Source organism: Magnetococcales bacterium (genome assembly GCA_015228935.1).
GTDB lineage: Bacteria > Pseudomonadota > Magnetococcia > Magnetococcales > DC0425bin3 > HA3dbin3.
On record JADGCO010000082.1, the window covers coordinates 1 to 18,696 of the forward strand.

At 54.9% G+C, this 18,696-nt stretch carries 10 protein-coding genes and 1 tRNA gene; 6 read left to right on the top strand and 5 right to left on the bottom strand.

Annotated features, from left to right (window positions below; all coding sequences use genetic code 11):
- The first annotated feature begins 107 nt into the window (after positions 1-107).
- Positions 108-197 (top strand) — tRNA-Ser (locus tag HQL65_15905).
- Between the two features lie 348 nt (positions 198-545).
- Here the strand turns inward: HQL65_15905 and HQL65_15910 are convergent.
- On the bottom strand, positions 546-1,577 hold the full coding sequence (locus tag HQL65_15910; GenBank protein ID MBF0137718.1) for a DDE-type integrase/transposase/recombinase: 1,032 nt from the start codon (positions 1,575-1,577) through the stop codon (positions 546-548).
- A gap of 94 nt (positions 1,578-1,671) precedes the next feature.
- Here HQL65_15910 and HQL65_15915 point away from each other — a divergent pair, with 94 nt between their 5' ends.
- On the top strand, positions 1,672-2,643 hold the full coding sequence (locus HQL65_15915) for a hypothetical protein (protein ID MBF0137719.1): 972 nt from the start codon (positions 1,672-1,674) through the stop codon (positions 2,641-2,643).
- Positions 2,644-2,933: 290 nt separating this feature from the next.
- Here HQL65_15915 and HQL65_15920 read toward each other — a convergent pair whose 3' ends face one another.
- Both HQL65_15920 and HQL65_15925 read right to left on the bottom strand, forming a co-directional pair.
- Positions 2,934-3,866, bottom strand: a complete 933-nt coding sequence (locus HQL65_15920) for a PleD family two-component system response regulator (protein ID MBF0137720.1) — start codon at positions 3,864-3,866, stop codon at positions 2,934-2,936.
- A gap of 1 nt (position 3,867) precedes the next feature.
- Entirely contained in the window at positions 3,868-8,106 is a 4,239-nt protein-coding gene (locus HQL65_15925; protein ID MBF0137721.1) for a response regulator, read from the bottom strand.
- A gap of 229 nt (positions 8,107-8,335) precedes the next feature.
- On the opposite strand from HQL65_15925, the gene HQL65_15930 reads away from it, so the two are divergent.
- The 4 genes from HQL65_15930 (at position 8,336) to HQL65_15945 (ending at position 16,189) form a co-directional block, all read left to right on the top strand.
- Complete coding sequence (locus HQL65_15930) at positions 8,336-8,698, top strand: response regulator (GenBank protein MBF0137722.1); 363 nt, start codon at positions 8,336-8,338, stop codon at positions 8,696-8,698.
- Positions 8,699-8,819: 121 nt separating this feature from the next.
- The gene (locus tag HQL65_15935; GenBank protein ID MBF0137723.1) at positions 8,820-12,164 is read left to right on the top strand and encodes a PAS-domain containing protein; all 3,345 of its coding nucleotides are present in this window, start codon (positions 8,820-8,822) and stop codon (positions 12,162-12,164) included.
- Between the two features lie 8 nt (positions 12,165-12,172).
- Entirely contained in the window at positions 12,173-13,207 is a 1,035-nt protein-coding gene (locus tag HQL65_15940) for a two-component system response regulator (protein MBF0137724.1), read from the top strand.
- Positions 13,208-13,255: 48 nt separating this feature from the next.
- The gene (locus tag HQL65_15945; GenBank protein MBF0137725.1) at positions 13,256-16,189 is read left to right on the top strand and encodes an EAL domain-containing protein; all 2,934 of its coding nucleotides are present in this window, start codon (positions 13,256-13,258) and stop codon (positions 16,187-16,189) included.
- On the opposite strand, the gene HQL65_15950 is transcribed toward HQL65_15945, so the two are convergent.
- On the bottom strand, positions 16,149-17,309 hold the full coding sequence (locus HQL65_15950; GenBank protein ID MBF0137726.1) for a glycosyltransferase family 39 protein: 1,161 nt from the start codon (positions 17,307-17,309) through the stop codon (positions 16,149-16,151). The genes HQL65_15945 and HQL65_15950 overlap by 41 nt on opposite strands.
- Positions 17,310-17,344: 35 nt before the next feature.
- Entirely contained in the window at positions 17,345-18,550 is a 1,206-nt protein-coding gene (locus tag HQL65_15955) for a methyl-accepting chemotaxis protein (GenBank protein MBF0137727.1), read from the bottom strand.
- Positions 18,551-18,696: the final 146 nt, after the last annotated feature.

Here is an 18,696-nt window from a genome sequence, read left to right on the forward strand (position 1 = left end):
TGGATGGGAGATTTTTTTTAAAGGATGGGCAGAGCATGTTTTTTTGCTTGCGGTGCTGCTGAAGTGTTGACAAGCCGACCAGATTCAGTCCACTCTGGCGGTTCGGTGGAGAGATGGCCGAGTGGCCGAAGGCGGCACCCTGCTAAGGTGTTATATCCTGACGGGTATCGAGGGTTCGAATCCCTCTCTCTCCGCCACCCTACGGTCCAGCACCGTCTAAAGAAGTCCCATAAAGCCAGCAGAAATGCTGGCTTTTTTGTTTTCCTTGTCCGAAGCCGTTCAACGCAATATCATCGAATCCGTGTTTTGATTGTGGGTAGAATTGTGGGTTGTCCCTTCCGATTGATTCATCTGGCCCGATTCCGAGAATGGTTGCGGGGTCTTCGTGCGGATTTTTATGGACTGGAGGGATGAAATCCGGGACAATCGAGGCATGGAAAAACCGTTTCCGTGTAGCCCATGGCCGCGTCTCCGGATTTTGGGCACGAATCCACGGAACCATCTTTCCCGAATGGCTCTTTGAAAAATTGAAACGGGTTAAGAATTCAGGCTGCTTTCCGCTGGTACTGGTGGTGCAGACCACCCAAGTGTGGAATGGCGACTATTTTCCCTGCGTCCGTTGGCTGGACAGGCCGGTGGTCGGGGCAGTCCTTTTTGAGACCCAAGTGTGTCCTGAATCCGTGATAATAGATGAAGTATTTGGCCAGGGTTTGTCGCAGGTGTTCCTCATTCAGCGTGATGATGTGGTCCAAGACATCGCGTCTGACCGATCCGATCACCCTTTCCGCATAGGGGTTTTGCCAAGGTGAAGCTGGTGCCGTGATCACTTCCTCTGTACCCATTGCACGAAGTGTCGTCCGACACTCGGCTTGAAATGCAGGGTCTCGGTCATGGAGCAGAAAGCGGGGAGCAGTGTCCCATGGGAAAGCTTCACGAATTTGTTGAGCGACCCAGGATGCTGTCGGATTGGTCGTGACGTTGAAATGAATGATTTTTCTGCGATCGTGGTTTATGAAAATCAGGACGTAGAGTACCTTGAAAGAGATGTCCGGCACCGTGAAGAAATCCATGGCGACGATCTGACTGGCGTGGTTTTTCAGGAAGGTCTTCCAGGTTTGTGACGGATGTTTCTTGGGTTTGACCATATACCTGGAGACTGACGATTGGGCCAAGCTGTAGCCGAGCTTCATCAGTTCTCCGTGAATGCGCGGCGCACCCCAAAGCGGGTTTTCCAGGCTCATTCGTTTTATCAGGTCGCGCACGTCTTTCGGAACGGATTTTCGTCCTCCGGATCGCTTGCTGGACTTCCACTTCCAATACAGGCGAAATCCTTCTCTGTGCCACTTGAGTACGGTGCTTGGCTTGAAGATCATCAGGGCGTTTTGCCAATTTGGCCAAATCCTCGATAGCCAAACCCAGAAGATGCGGTCCTGTCGGCGAGCTATAATCTTTTGTTTTTGATTTCGTTGCAGGACGACGATTTGATGTCGCAAAGACAGGATCTCGAGTTGAAGAGACACCCTGGAACGGAAAGTGGACGTGATGCCGAGGAGAAATATCGAAAACATGTTGAACATAAAAATTGTTCCCAACGACGGTCATGTGTTTGAGATTCATGCATTGCTGAGGCAAATTGCCTCGAGCAAGGGAAAAATGAAGGAGTAGAGGCTTTTGGATAATCGTGCAACGAAGACCTGCTGGCACTGTCTGGTCGGCGCAACGCTGAAAATGCTGTTGGAACCCGTCGGCGTCGATGTGTATTCGGAGGTCCAGGTTGTCTCTCTTCCACCCAAGGCGGATCTGATTCTGATTCATCGCCAGGAGGGTGGTTGGACGGATGCGCAGCGTCTGCTTCTGGCCGACGGATTGCGGGATCTTGAAGCTGACCATATTCTGATCGAAATCAAGGTCACCGAAAGCCTGCATGAAGGTGTTCTGTCCCAGATCACGGTTTATGACACTTTGTACCTGGAAACTGCCCGTTTGGAGCGGCAGCAGTTGCGGAGCATCATTGTCAGCTCCACAACCCCTCAGATTGGCTTCCTTGAGCGGTTTGCTTTTGAACCCGTTGGGCCAAGTGGTGTTTATGAAAGCAGACCACGTTGGGGTGGTGCCGTCCGTCTGGTTTTGCTGAACGAACTGGCGGATGAAGCCCAAAACGCGCCTTTGAAGTGCTTCGCCAGCCGCCAGGAAGAACGGAAAAAGGCGTTCGAGACGGTCAAGCGTACAGGTTTGTTCAGGATTTCCGTTGCGTTTGAACGAATTATGACCGGTTTATGGAGATTGATGATGAAAGGTGCATTGAATATTTCGGAAATAGAAGGCATTACTCCCGAGAGCGTTGCCCAACTTGGGAAAGAGTGGTTCGAATCGATGGTGGACATGACACCTGATGAAGAACTTTTTTCCTTACCTAAACTCGGGCATCGGTTGGTGCAAGAACATCGGGAAGGTCGTCAGGAAGAGAGGTGCGATGTTCTGCTTCAGATCCTTCATCGTCGTTTTCCTGACCTGCCTGCTTGGGTCGAGCAGAAGGTGCTTGCCTCTGACCTTGACGCATTGCGTGTGCTGACAGATCGCGCAATCGATGCGCGTTCACTGAATGACGTTTTTGGAACCGAGGGAACCAGAGAAACAACGTAATCTCAACATATTGAATCGCATCATGTTGCTTTTCCGGTTCAGCATCTCTCAGCCACCGACAGGGAGTCAAAAATTCTCTGACTTATAAAGATTTCGTAAAAATTTTTCTCTGAGAATTTTCCCGCATGGGTATCTCTTGGTCCGCCACCCTACGTTCCGAGCCAGTCCGTAAAAGTCCCCTAAAGCCAGCAGAAATGCTGGCTTTTTCATTGATACCGTTGAATTGCAACATGTTGTTGTTTTGACTTGGCATCTTGCGGCAACCGACGGGAAGGTGAATGTATTTTTTGTCACCCGGTTGCTTCATCTTTGACAAAGCCAAAGACCTGCTGATTGCGTCCGGCGTGTTTTGCCTGGTAGAGAAAGCCGTCGGCGGCCTCGATGAGGCAGGTTGGCAAACGGTGCCGGGAAGGGACGATGGTGGCCACTCCCAGACTCAGGGTGACATGGTCGGCGGTCGGCGAGGCCTTGTGGGGAATACGCAAGGCCGTCACGGCCTCGTGCATCCGCCGGGCCGAGGCCTGGGCACCTTCGCTGGCAATCTCCGGCAGCAGACAGACAAACTCCTCACCACCATAGCGGGCCACGAGGTCGGCGGACCGGGTCTGGGTCCTGGCCAAGGCTGACGCAATTTTTTTCAGACACTGATCTCCCAGAGCATGGCCATAATGATCATTGAAAAGCTTGAAATGATCAATATCGACAATGATCAGGGAGAGGGGACGCATGGCCCGCAGGCAACGCCGCCACTCCCGTTCCAGGGTTTCATCGAAACGGCGGCGATTGGGAATACCTGTCAAGCCATCCATCATGGCGAGGCGTTCCAGCAGATCGCCGCGTTTTTTCAGTTCCAGGTGATTGCGGACCCGGGCTTGCAGAATGGGCACACTGATGGGCTTGGTCAAATAATCGATGGCCCCCAGGTTCAACCCTCGGGTTTCGTCGGCCTCGTCATTCAGGGCCGTGACAAAGATGACCGGAATGTGCCGGGTGTGTTCCTCTGCCTTGAGCCGACGACAGACCTGGTAACCATCCATCTCCGGCATCATGACATCCAGCAAAATCAGATCCGGATTTTCCGTTGCGGCGATGGCCAGGGCATCCCGGCCATTGGTGGCAAAAAGCACTTCGTACTCCTCGCCCATGGCCTGGTGCAACAGGTCAATATTGGAGGGGACATCGTCCACGATCAATATTTTGGGTTGGTTTTCACCGATGGCCATGTCAATTCACCTCCTGGGACAGGTTCAGGACCCGGACAATTTCTTCCAGGATCACCCGGGCAGCCTTGAAATCAAGTCTGGACATGGCGGTACGCAGCCGTTCCAGGGCATCAGCCGGCAAATGGCCGCGCAATTTTTCAGCCATATCCACGTGGTACTTTTTGGCTCGCAGGCTGTTTTTGGCCAATAGTTGATCAAATTCCTGCAAGGATGCGCGGATTTGTTCCAGGGGAAGCGGCTCCGGGGGCAGGGCAGGCGAAACCGACAGGGCATGAAGTTCCACCCGGGTGGACTCTGCAACGGGATGAATGCCTTGCAAAACAGTTCCCAAATGTCGCTCAAAATTCTCCAGATGGGGACGTGCGGCATCCGGCTGACCGGTTTCCAGGGCCTCTTCGACGGCACGGGCGGCATTGGCCAGCTCCGAGGCTGCCATGTTGCCTGCCACTCCCTTGAGTGAGTGGGCCAGACGCCGTGCCCCCTCGATGTCCCCCATGGCCAGTGCCCGTTCAAGAACCATGGCTGCATTGCCGTGATGTTCGGCAAATCCGAGCAGCAGGTCACGAAACAATTTTTGATTGCCACCCAGACGCAGCAAACCCGTGCGGACATCGATGCCGGGCAGGGTGTCCGGCAACCAGGGACGCCGGGGCGGGGCATGCAAACCCTCTTCCGGTGCCGGTTGTGACATATGCTCACTGTCGAGTATGTGCCCGTCATTTGTTGGAAGCAACCTGTTTGTGGCCGCCGTGCGGTCCGACTCAGGCCGGGAGGAGTCCGCTTCGGATGGAACCATGTTTTGACCGGGTTGAATTTGGCGGGCGAGGGTTGTCATGAGCGTTCGGACATCAATCGGTTTGGTTACATAATCGTTCATGCCCGCATTGAGGCATTTTTCCCGATCCCCTTTCAGGGCGTGAGCGGTCATGGCCACAATGGGGAGGTCACGGAAGCGTGGATCACTGCGCAGGGCACGGGTTGTCTGGTAACCATCCAGGCCCGGCATCTGGACATCCATGAGAACGATATCGACGGGTTGTGATTCCAGAATTTGAATGGCGGCGTTGCCATCGGCAGCCGGAAATATTTCCATGCCCACATTGTGCAGGATCTCCCCGGCCACCTGACGGTTGAGGAGATTGTCTTCCACCAGCAGGACCCGTGCCCCCTTGATGGCCGCCAAAATTTCCGGTGCCACATGCAGCACCTCTCGTTTTCGAAGCTCCGGGGTGTGTCCATGACAAACCTGCATGATGGTATCGAACAGCTGCGATTGGGTCACTGGTTTGGTCAGGAATGCCTTGACCCGGGCCTCTTCGGCCTGGCGGCGCACCTCTTCGCGACCAAAGGCGGTCAACATGATCATGCCGGGTTTGGTTCCCGGCAGATTTTGGACCTGCCGGGCCGTTTCGATGCCATCCATGCCGGGCATTTTCCAATCGAGCAGCATCAGGGGAAAATCGGCATCCTGACGCAATATTTCCAGGGCCGCCGTGCCAGACTGGACCAGAACCGGATCGAAAGAAAAGGAGCGCAAGGTTTCATCGAGAATTTGCAGGGATGTGCGGCTGTCATCCACCACCAGAATGCGCATGCCGCGCAGATCGGGTGCCGGCTGATAGCGTTTTTCCCGGTCGGACGGCTGGCGCTCGAAACGGGCTGTGAAACGAAATGTGCTGCCCTGCTCGGGTATGCTCGTCACGGTCAAATCGCCCTGCATCATTCTGACCAGACGTTTACTGATGCTCAAACCCAGACCAGTACCCCCAAAACGCCGGGTTGTAGAGCCGTCAGCCTGGGTGAACGAATCGAACAGGCCGTTGATTTTGTCAGCCTGGATACCGATTCCGGTATCACGAATCGTAAATTGCAGATCCACACTCCGGGTTGCTTCTGTCGGCAGGGCCGACACCCGGACCACCACCTCGCCCTGGGCCGTGAACTTGATGGCATTGTTGACCAGATTGGTCAGGACCTGCCCGAGGCGCAGGGGGTCTCCCACCAGGGCGCTGGGTGTTCCGGGGGCCACCGAACAGACGAACTCCAGGCCTTTTTCGGCAGCCGGGGCGGAAAACAGGGTCGAAAAATTTTGCATGACTTCATGGAGCTGGAATTCCACCATCTCCATTTCCAGCCGTCCGGCCTCGATCTTGGAAAAATCGAGAATGTCATTGATGACTCCCAGCAGGGAGTGTCCGGCGGTGCGGATTTTTTCCAGATAATCTCGCAGTTTTTCCGGGGGCTGGGTCTGGATGGCCAGGGCGGTCATGCCCAGGATGGCATTCATCGGTGTGCGAATTTCGTGGCTCATGTTGGCCAAAAATTCGCTTTTGGCCCGATTGGCGGCCTCGGCGGCCTGGCGGGCCTGGTTGATGATCTGTTCCGCTTCCTTGCGTTCGGTGATGTCCTGCAAGGTGCCAAACACCTTCAGGGTCCGGTCTCCCTGGCGGCGGGTACGTCCCAGAACCCGCACCCAGATCCGGTCCCCGCGACCGGTGACCAGTTCCGTCTCCCGGTCAAATGGCAGACCTGCTTCCCGGGCCCGCGCCAAATCCCGGCGTAGATGAATGGCCGCCTCGCCCTGGAACTGGTCGAGAAATTGTTCCGGAGCAAACCGGGTTGTCGGATCCACGCGGCAGATGCGATACACTTCCCGCGTCCAGGTCAGGGTTTCCTGGACGACATCGAGTTCCCAGCCACCAATCCGGCCCAGTTGCTGGGTTTCATTGAGAAGAATTTCATTTTCCTTCATGCGTTCGAGGGCTTGTGCCAATTCACCGGTGCGGTTGCGGACCTCTCCTTCCAGAGAATCGGTCAATAGGCGCAAATTCTGCCGGGATTGCAGCAGGTGGTGCAACATGAGACGAAAAGAGTGGGTGAGGATGCCGATTTCATCCATGGTCGTGGTTTTGGGCCAGACAACTGTCTCTTCTCCGCGGGCAATCCGGTCGGCGGTCCGGGTCAGTTCCAGGATGGGGCGGATCAACAGGCTGGCCGCTACCGCCATGGCAAAACTCAGAATGGTCACGATAACTGTTACGGCCAACAGCAGCATGCCGCCAAATTGGCTGGTTGCCTGGCGTTGCTCCATATTGTCGGCGATGGCCACCAGGAAACAGGTTCGTTCCGGTGCATCCGGATCCGGCTTTACAAATGTCGCCAGCAGGGTATGGCCTTTTTCCGGCAACTCCCGGATTTCGACCCGTGGCTCTGTCGCCGACATCATTTCCCGCCAATCCACCTGAAAAAAGTCGGCGTATAATCCCGGTATGCCTTTGCGTTCCAGGGTGAACAGGCGGGAAGGATCGGCATGCAGGAGATAATCTCCCCGTAAATTTGCCACCCGGTAGGAAACATGGGGCTGGAGAGGAATCAGCAATCCGGTCAACCGGGCAAAATCGACCGTCACCACCAGCCATCCCAGGGGTTCCGGGGCAAGGTTGCCGGGCAAAAACAGGGGAACCTGGATGGTGAAAACGGCGCGATCCTCTCCATCGGCAGTTGCATCTATCTGTTTTTTCCAGGGTTCAACCGGACTCATGTAAATCTTGTGGGGTGCAGATCCGGTTCCTCCGATCTCTCTGGGGGAGCGCACAGGTTTGCCATTTGTCTCGATCTGTTTTCCTTCCCGTCTGAAAGCCCACGCCACCACCCGGCTTTTATCGTTACTTCCCTGGAACAGGGATGCGGAGAGGTATTCTGGACGTTGTGCCAGCAGATTGTGCAAGACAGCGGTAACCTTCCCCTGGATGTCTGTCGGTGCTGTTTCGGTTTGTGTCGTGCCAGTCTGTGCTGTTTCGGTTTGTGCTGTTCCGGTTAATATCGAGCCAGTCAGTGCTGTTTCGGTTTGCGCTGTTTCGGTTTGTGTCGTGCCAGTCTGTGCTGTTTCGGTTTGTGCTGTTCCGGTTAATATCGAGCCAGTCTGCGCCGTTCCGGATTGCGCTGTTTCAGTTTGTGTCGTGCCAGCCTGCATCCGGATTGCACCCCGGCTGTCGATCCATTGCAGCATTCTGCCGAGTGCCGGTATTTCTGCCGCATGGACCATGTCAATCCGCAGGTTGCGGAATTTTTCCTCCAGCACGAGTCGTTCCCGCTGCAAAGCATTTGAAAGATGATGGATATTCTGTCTGTGTAACAGCCGGTCGGCGCTCTGATAGCTGTAGACAGCCATCCCCAACACACCAATACCGGCGATCACGAAAGCGAGAAAAGCAAACTTGATGGGCAGGGGATAGGTCATCTCTTGATTTTCCGGCCTTGGGCTTCTTGCAAAGGAAAGTTTTTCATTTTTCCCACCCGGCAGAGCCACTGCAACCAAAAATTGCACAATGTTCGAGATAATTTTCACTTTCTCTCGTGACGCGGGGAAAAATTTGTTGTATTGGAAAAAGTCATTGTTTTCCCGCAACAGTCGTGCATCATGGACTTGATTGGTCACAATTGGCGAGGCAAACCCATTGGCGCATATCTTGATAATGGACGATGATCCCGGAATTCTGGCCTATGTTCGCGAGGCTTTGGAAGGGGAAGGACATCAGGTGACCCTGGCTCTGAACGGTGCCGAAGGGGTCAAACAGTTTGAAAGGACACCTACGCAGCTTGTCCTCACCGACATCTTCATGCCGGAAATGGATGGTCTGGGGGCCATCCAGGAAATTCTCAAAATGGCTCCGGCAACGCCGGTCATTGCCTTCTCGGGGGAAGGCAAACAAATGGGCATGGACTCCTTTGCTCTCAATGCTGCGCGCAAATCGGGAGCCGTGGCTGTTCTTGAGAAACCATTTGCTCTCAATGACCTGATGGACGCTGTCCACAAGGCCCTTCAGAATTGACCTGATCGGGGTCTTTTTTCCCGATGCACTTTGGCGGCATGGCCCAAGTGGTTGTGCTTCTGGCCGTGTCGTATCACGGATGTCTGCCTCTGGTGGACTGCGTCACGGGTGTCTTGAAACGATGGCGAATTCTCATGTTCTCTTGATTTTCCTGATTATCCTGCTGCTTCTGGGAGTCATCCTGTATCTCGGACAGCGGTTGCGACAGGAAATTCAGCGACGGCAACAGGCAGAGCTTGACCGGCTCAAAATGTTTCAGGCCGTGGAACAAAATCCGGCAGCCGTTATTGTGACTGATTTGCACGGCAACATCGAATTTGTCAATCCCAAGTTTACAGAGATCACTGGTTACCCGAAAGAAGAGGTTGTCGGCAAAAATCCCCGCATCCTGAACTCGGGCAAGAGCGATCCCGCCCTGTTTCAAAATCTCTGGCGAACCATTATCCGGGGAGAGGAGTGGAGCGGGGAGTTTTGGAACCGGAAAAAAGATGGCACCTTTTATTGGGGCGCGTCCCGCATCTCCGGAATCCGCAATGCGGCCGGAGTCGTGACCCACTTTATCGGCGTCCAGGAAGACATTACCGACCGCAAGCTGGCACAGGAAAAACTCCAGATCAGTGAACAACGCCTGGCCCTTGCCCTGAAAGGGGGGGATCTCGGCTACTGGGATGTGGATTTTCGTACCGATGTGACGGTTGTCAATGAACGGTGGGCTAACATGCTGGGTTACGATCACGCCTTGATCCGGCACAAATGCCGCCATATCTGGAAATCCAGCCTCCATCCCGAAGATCAGGAGAGGGTTTTCCAGTTGGGACGCGACTACCGTAACGGCAAGATCGACCGTTACGAAGTGGAATATCGTGCGATCACCCGATTGAACCAAACCCGCTGGTTCCTGTCCAAAGGGAACGTCGTCGAATTCGATCAGGAGGGATTACCGCTCCGCATGGTCGGCACGGTGATGGATATCACCGAACGCAAGAAAATCGAAGAGGCTTTGCGCGAAAGTGAAAAGCAGTTGGCCCGCAAATCCGATCTTCTGGCAGCCGCCCTCGCCAGCATTCAACAGGGTGTTGCCGCTTATGACGAACATTTATGTCTGATTGCCTGCAATAACAGATTCATGGAAATTCGCGGTGTTCCTGAAGAAATGGCCAGACCTGGAGCGTCTTTTGCGGATTTGTTGCGTTATGACGTGGCGCGAGGTGAATTTGGCCCGGGAGATCCAGAAGCGCAGGTGCAACGCTACCTGGATCTTGCCCACCATTCGACGGTACACAATTTTGAACGGGTCCGTCCCAATGGAACGGTCATCGAGGTTACGGGAGGCCCCCTGCCGGGCGGTGGTTTTGTCAGTACCTATACCGATATTACCGAACGCAAACGCTCCGAGGAGGCCCTGCGCCGCGCCAAACAGGAGGCCGAAGCCGCCAACCAGGCCAAAAGTGATTTCCTGGCCAATATGAGCCACGAGATTCGTACCCCCATGAATGCTGTCATCAACATGACGGAGTTTTGCCTGCAAACCACCCTGACCGGGCAACAAAAAAATTATCTGGAAAAAATTCATACGGCTGCCAACTCGCTCATGCGCATCATCAATGACATCCTGGATTTTTCCAAGGTGGAGTCGGGCAGGCTGGAGTTGGAGAAAGTTCCCTTCCGGTTGCAGGAAGTTCTGGATTACATCACCCTTCTGATCGGCGGCAAGGCCGGGGAGAAGGGGTTGCTGTTCACCATCACTTTGGAACCTGCCACTCCATCTGAGGTTGAGGGGGATCCGGTACGGCTGCGACAGGTGCTGCTCAATCTGACCAGCAATGCCATCAAGTTTACCGATCATGGCCGCGTTGACCTGTCGGTACGGCACCTGGAAACAACCCCGACTCACCATGTCCTGGAGTTCAAGGTGCAGGATACCGGCATTGGTCTGACCCGGGAACAGATTGATCTCTTGTTTCAATCCTTTACCCAGGCAGACAGTTCGACGACCCGCAAATATGGGGGAACCGGGCTGGGCCTTGCCATCTGCAAACGTCTGGTGGACATGATGGGAGGAACGATCCATGTCGTCAGCACCCCCGGTCAGGGGAGTGCGTTTATTTTTACAGTCCGTTTTGGCACCCTGTCAGCCGGAACCATTGTCAAGCCGGTCTTGCCCCTGCCACCCGCCATGTCCCATGGCAATACCTCCCATCTGCGGGGTGCGCGCATCCTGCTCGTGGAGGACAACGAAATCAACCGGGAAGTGGCCAGGGAGTTGTTGCAGCAGGTTGGTATCGAGGTAACGGAAGCGGCACATGGCGAGGAGGCCCTGCGCCTGGTGAATTCCGCATCCTTTGATGCCCTGCTGTTGGACCTGCAAATGCCCGACATGGATGGTTTCCAGGTTGCCCGTGCCTTGCGCATGCACGATGATTTCCGCCTAAAGCCCATCATTGCCTTGACCGCCAACGCCCTGTCCGGGGTTGTCGAAAAGTGTCTGGCGGCGGGCATGAATGACTGCATCACCAAACCCATTGACCGGGACACCCTGTTTGCCACCCTCTCTCGCTGGGTTCAGCCCGTCACGATGGCTGATCCGGTTCCATCCGCATCCCAACCCCAAAGAATTGGGTCGGCAGGGGAGACGACATCAATCGGGTCGGCAGGGAAACCATCCCTGGCCAGGTCGCCAGGGGACCCATCCCTGACCGGGACAGCAGACAATTCATCCCTGGACGGATTGGTGGGGATCGATACCAGGACCGCCTTGCTTCGGTTGGGAGGCAATGCACAACTGTTCAGGAAAATCCTGAGCAGATTTCGCCTCAACCATGCCGATTTGCTGGACCGGGTCCGCCAGGAACTGGCCTTGCAGCACATGCAGAGTGCCCGGGAACTCGTTCATACGCTTAAAGGCATGGCAGGCAACATTGCTGCAACCACTCTGTACGATCAGGTCAGGTCGCTGGAAAAGGCCATTCAGCAGGAGAATGCTGCGCTTATCACCCCCCTCTTGGAACAAGCCTCCCAAACCATGGCCGGCATTCTTGCGAGCATTGCCCATTTTGAAAATTCGGACCCGGTATCGGCGACCTCCGAGCAGAAAGTTCAACTGGAAAACCCGACAACAGATGATACAGAGAGTCACCCGCAACTGGTTGTTTCCGGGCAAAATACCCAGGCCACCTTGCTGGATGCCATGCGCCACATGCTGCACCTGTTGTCCCAGGATGATACTGCGGCCAACCAGGCCCTGAGTACACTGCAACCCTGGCTGGGGTGTGGTCCCAACTGGGTGTCTCTGGAAAAAGCGATCAGTCGTTATGAATACGACACGGCCATTTCAATCCTGACCGGAATGATCCAGCACCATGAAAATGCTCTTGCCACAACACCCGACTCCATGACACCTGTACAACCAGACCATTCAGGGGACAAACCTCACCACTCCTGTCCGCATGATGGAGTCGTGGCATGAGTGATACCTTGGCAAGACAAACCATACTGGTCGTGGATGACGTTGCTGAAAATGTCGATATTCTCAGTGGCATTCTGGGTCATGTCTATCAGGTCAAGGTGGCCCTGAATGGCGAAAAAGCCCTGAGCATTGCCGGCGGTGAGACGCCACCGGATTTGATTCTCCTGGATATCATGATGCCCGGGATGGATGGCTTCGAGGTTTGCCGACGCCTGAAAGCCAATCCGATCACCCGCAACATTCCTGTCATTTTTGTGACGGCCCGCAAGGAAATTCTCGACGAATCCCAGGGGTTTGATCTGGGTGCGGCAGACTATGTGACCAAGCCGATCCGTGCCCCCATCGTTCTGGCCCGGGTACGAACCCATTTGTCCCTCTACAATCAAAATCGTTCTCTGGAAGAGAAAGTTCTGCAACGCACCGAACAACTGAATCGTACCCGTCTGGAGATCATCCAACGCCTGGGTCGGGCAGCAGAGTTTCGGGACAATGAAACCGGTCTGCATGTGATTCGTGTCAGTCATTATGCCCGTCTCCTGGGTCTGGCGGCAGGCTTGCCGCCGGAAATCGGCGAACTGCTCCTTAATGCCGCTCCCCTGCACGATGTCGGCAAGATTGGCATCCCGGATCGTGTCCTGATGAAACCAGGCCCCCTGGATTCGGAAGAGTGGGCAATCATGCAACATCATGCCCGGTTTGGTGCCAACATTATCGGTGATCACGATGCCGAGCTGTTGGTTGCCGCCCGGGACATTGCCTTGACCCATCATGAAAAATGGCAGGGGACCGGTTATCCACAGGGGTTGCAGGGCGAAGGGATTCCCCTTTATGGTCGGATCGTGGCCATTGCTGATGTGTTCGATGCCATCACCAGTAAACGTCCCTATAAAAAAGCCTGGCCCATGGCCGAAGCCCTGGAACTCGTCAAAAAAGAGGCCGGTTTTCACTTCGATCCGCGCCTGGCCCACATTTTTTTGGACATTTTTCCGGAAATTGAAAAAATCCATCAACAATTTGCTGAAACAACAGCACACTCTCTCTGAAAACCAGATTCCATGACACTCAGCTCGTTTGCTCCATTGAATTCAAACATGGCCGACCATGATACGCCGGACAGCCCGTTACGTGTCCTGATCGTCGAGGATTCGCATGCCGACTATCTCCTGTTGGTGCGCAACCTGCGCAAGGAGGGGTTCGATGTGATGAGCCAACAGGTTGATTCTCTCCAGGAAATGGCCACAGCCCTGCAGGGTCACACCTGGGATTTGATCATTTCCGATTATCACATTCCCGGTTTCGGTGCCCAGGGGGCCATGAAGTTGTGGCAAGAGCAGGGTGCCGGACAACCCCTCATCGTGGTCTCCGGTGCCCTCAGGGATGAAGAAGCCACGGCCCTGTTGCGTTCGGGTGCGTATGATTTTGTCCGCAAGGATTATCTATTGCGTCTGGGACCTGCCGTGCGCCGTGCCTTGCGGGTGGCACGTGAATCCCAACTCCGGCGGCAGGCAGAATTGGCCCTGCAAAGCAGCGAAGAAAAGTTCCGTTCGCTGACCCAATCCATTCAGGATGCCATCATCGCCAGCAATATCCATGGTCAGATCATTGCCTGGAATACCGGTGCCGCCAGCATGTTTGGTCATGCATGGCCGGACATCCAGAATCAGCCCTTGTCCTTGTTGCTTCCCCAACGACACCGGGAACAATTTTCCAAATGGTTTCAAAGTGCGGATCAAACAAATCCCCCGCATTTGCCGCACCGGCGTCTGGAATTCGTGGGCCTGCGCCGCAACGGCGAGGAGTTTCCCCTGGAGGTCTCCATCGGGTATTGGCTGGCCGGGGATGGCAACCGGTTCTATTCGGTGGTGATCCGCGACATCACACAACGTCGGCAAACCGAAGAGGCACTCCGGGAAAATCGGGATTGCCTGGCCCACGCCCAGCATGTGGCGCAATTGGGCAACTGGAGCTGGAATTTCCAGACCGGCCAGTGGCGTTGTTCGGAGCAGCTCCACCGTATCATGGGTGTTGATGCCGGTTATGGTTGCAGTTTCGATGGTTTCCTGGACCGGGTTCACCCGGAAGATCGGGAACATGTCCGGCATGGGGTCTTCAGTGCCATCCGGGAAAATCGCCACTTCGAGATGGAACATCGGATTGTCCGCCCGGATGGTTCGCAGCGGATTGTGCATGCCGTCAGTGATGTGCGTCGCGATGCCGTAGGACGCCCTGTCGTGATGTTGACCGCCGTGCATGACATCACCGAACGCCGCCATACCGAGGAACAGTTGCGCATTGTCACCCGGGTATTTGGCAATGCCATGGCCGAGGTGGCCAATCAACTGCACATTACCTCCAAGGTATTTGAAACCGCCATCGAAGCCATGGTGGTCACGGATCCGGACGATATCATTCAATCGGTCAATCCGGCTTTTGTCAGCATTACCGGTTATTCACCCGAAGAGGCCATCGGTCGCCGTCCGGAGATTCTCCGCTCGGATCACCATGGACCGGAGTTTTATGAGGCGATACGTCGCTCCCTGGCCGAAAAGGGATTCTGGGAAGGAGAAATCTGGAATCGACGCAAAAGTGGCGAGGCCTTTCCCAAACGCCTGAGCATCACCGCCATTCTGGATCAGAACAGACGGGTCAGTAATTATGTCAGGGTTTTCAGTGATCTGACCGATATCAGACGCAGTCAGGAAGAGCTGCGCTATCGCGCCAACCACGATGCCTTGACCGGTCTGCCCAATCGCATTCTGTTCGCGGATCGCCTGCAACTGGCCATCCTTCAGGCCGGTCAGGCCCGCAAAATCGTCGCCGTCCTCAAGCTCGACCTGGATATGTTCAAAAACATCAACGAAAGTCTCGGTTACCCCAGTGGTGACTGGCTCTTGAAGGAGGTGGCCGGACGCTTGCAGTTATCCCTGCGGGAGGTGGATACCCTGAGTCGATTGGGCAGTGACGAGTTCGGTATCCTCCTCCATGACATGGAGAATTCCCAGGAAATCCTGGCCATGGTGCGCAAGCTGGTGGATACCATTGCCATTCGTCCCTTTTGTTATCTGGACCATGAGCTTTTCATCACGGCCAGCCTGGGCATCGCCCTTTTTCCAGGCGATGCCGACAGTGCCCCATCTCTCATCCAAAAAGCCGACATGGCCCTCAACCGGGCCAAAAGGGGGGGGAGGGCCAATTATCAGTTTTATACCACGAGCATGGGCGAAGAGGCTTCCCGCCGCCTGCAACTGGAAACCCATCTCTACCGTGCCCTGGAAAAAGAAGAGTTTGTCCTGCATTATCAACCAAAATTGGATCTGCGGAGCGGTCTGATCGTTGGGGCGGAGTCCCTGGTGCGCTGGTCACGGCCCAATATGGGGCTGGTTTCTCCCGGCACCTTCATTCCCCTGGCCGAAGAGACAGGTCTGATTGTGCCGCTCGGCGATTGGATCCTCGAAAGTGCCTGTCGTTCCGGGCGTATCTGGCTGGAGCGGGGATTTCCGCTGCTGCGGGTGGCCGTCAATCTTTCGGCCCGGCAATTCTGGCATCCGGAATTGATTGCCAAAATTCGCCAAATCCTCGCCACAACAGGCCTCCCGGCCCATCTCCTGGAACTCGAAATCACCGAAAGCATGATGATGGGCAACGTGACCAAGGCCATCGATGCCATGCTCGAACTGGCAAACATGGGCATTCATATTTCCATGGATGATTTTGGGACCGGATACTCGTCTCTCAACTATCTGCGCAAGTTTCCCATCCATACCCTGAAGATCGATCAATCTTTCATCCAGGAAATTTCCAGCAATACCGAAAATGCAGCCATTGTGTCCGCCATCATTTCCATGAGCAAAAAACTGAATCTGCGCGTTGTCGCCGAAGGGGTGGAAACCCCCGAGCAGGAGCTTTTTCTGCGCGAGCAGGGGTGTGACGAAATTCAGGGATTTTTGTTCAGCAAACCCATACCGGAAGACCATTTCGTCGAGTTCATGGATCGGCACATGCATCGCGTTGCTTTGAAAAAATAAACAATCGTCTCAGCAATCCAACAGACCCTGCCGCAGCCAGAATCGTCAAGACGGGCATGACACGATTCAACCAGCGTCCATCCCAATCGTCAAACGTCAAGGCGACCATTGATAATTGCACCAGGATTGCCAACCACAGCAGGACAAAATGGGAGCGATGCTCTCGGCATCGCCACCAGGCCAGGATGGAAAAAAAATACAAAACAGCACAAAAGGAGAAGGCCAGCAGATTGTGCATGGTTGAATAGAAAGGCCGGGTGTGGGCAAAAAACATCCAGACGCGCCAGGCGATGGTCTTGCCCAACAGCACATATTCATGCTGCAACATGTAGATCAGGGTTGCAAACGGCCCCTGTTCACTGATCCGGATCAGTGCCTGATCCGGGTGCGGGTTCAGGCCAGGATAACCCCAGATATAATCACCCTGGATCATGTGTCTGGCAAATTTTTCATGCGTATCGGCATTGACCGTCACCAGCAACAGACCGATGAAAATTCCCAGCATGGACAAGGCCTGCCAGCGATAGGGAGATTTCAAATAAAGCGCCCAATGGATCACCACCGGCAGCAAAAAATATTTTCCTTCCGGTCGGGCTAAGCCTACCATCACGGCCATCAGCAGGGCAGGCACCACCCAACGCTGGTGGTTCTGTACCAGCAAGGCCAGACACAGCAGGGCGATCAAGGCACAGGTCGCCATGGCTTCGGGCAGGATGAAAAACACCCAGCGCTGGACATCGGGATTGAGCAGAAACACTCCCGTGGCCATCATCCCCACCGATTTATTGAATATTTCACGAGTGGCCAGGTAGATCAGGAGGGCCGTACCCAATGTCAGGAGACATTGCAGCAGGATCACAGCCAGCTCACCAAAACCACTGCCAAACACCAGGGCCAAAAAAGAGTTGTACAACAGATACATGGGTTGCTTTCCCTCCAGGGGCAACCCTTTCAGGAGGCGTTCGGCACCATCCACATAGCGCCCGGTATCCCCGCCGGTGCGAATCCCCAAAACAAGATAATGTCCCCCCATGGAAGCCAGCCAGACCCATGCAATCCAGCTCTGCTGCAAAAACGGGACAATACCTCTCCCGGGCTGGAATGCACGTTGTTGGTTCATGGGTGCTTTCGAGGCGTGGATTGCCTTGTTCAATGTCAATGCGTTGACATCTCGCGAGGTTTAGGGGTCGGAATTGGGGCAACCATGGCCAACTGGGTTGGTATGGCACTCTGTTCCAGCAGCCGTGGTGCCGGCGTGGGCACCGGATGGATGGCAGGGGCTGTCGCTGAAGCCGCAGGAGCTATCTCTGCACGACCATGGGCTTGCTGGCTTGTTTTGACATCGATTTTATGGACCGCGTTCATGGAAGTGGTCGTACCATGCCGGGCTTGTTTGGAATTTTTTCCCTCTTCCTGTGCGGCCAGCAGATGATGGGTGGCACTTTCCAATTCAGGGGTCAGTTGCGCCAGCAGCTCCTCGGCACGATATTCAGCCGCCACGGGCGTGTGCATCAAGGTACCCAGTTCCAGGACGCCCAGCATGCTCCGGTCCGCCAGATTTTTGATTTCGTTGGCCACTGCTGCCATTGGATGACCGGGTATGGCAATCCGGGCGGCCTCCACCGAGGTGTTGAGTGCCAATAAATTGGTCTGCCAGGCAATATCCTTGACCAGATCCACCTTGCTGGATTGGGTATTTTTTTTCAGATCAGCAGGTCCGCTTGCAACCGGAGAAGGGGCAGCCGGGGCATCTTTCGATGTGACACTCTGCGCCTTGGAATGGAGTGTACCAACGTCACGGTCGGCTTTTTCCTGTCTGGTATCGGGAAAAGCCTTGGCCAGTTCTTCGCCCAGAAAACGCGGGTTGAACGGCGTCACCAAGCCGTCCTGGAACTCATAGGAAAAGACAAACTCACCGTTTTGGAGATTGACGATGGCACCGGTCAGTTTCACGATTTCGCCCAGTTGGTCGGTCTGATAGCCAAACCGAAAAGCATGATTGACCTGGAAATTATCTTGGAGATCGGTGGTGACCCGTCTGGTTTGTTGCATGCCACGGCCCAGGGTCGTCGTGTCCGGAAGTTCCTCGGTGACCACAAGGCGTTTGCGCTCACCGACGCCGGCCACCACGTTGAATCCCTGCGCGAGGAGCATATGTTCCAGGCGGCCCTTCATCCCCAGGCGGTCCTCGTTTTCGGCGATGACCAGCAGGGGAACCGCCTTGGTAAAGCCGCTCTCCTGTTTCAGCAAAACCGTGTTGGAGACACATGCCCCCAAAGGCAAGGTCAGGGCCACCACACCGCAGATCAAACTCAAAGCCGAAACCCCGATGATACGCTTGCGCACGAATTGAAATGACATGGCCCTGTTCCTGTCAAGAAAATGCAACACCACACCAGACGCCTACCCCGATCAGGGTACAGACTTTGCGCCGTTTACTCAAACACCTTGCCACTGGGTCATGACCCGGTGGCGGTCTGGTGAGGATTAAGCAATTTACGTGCCGT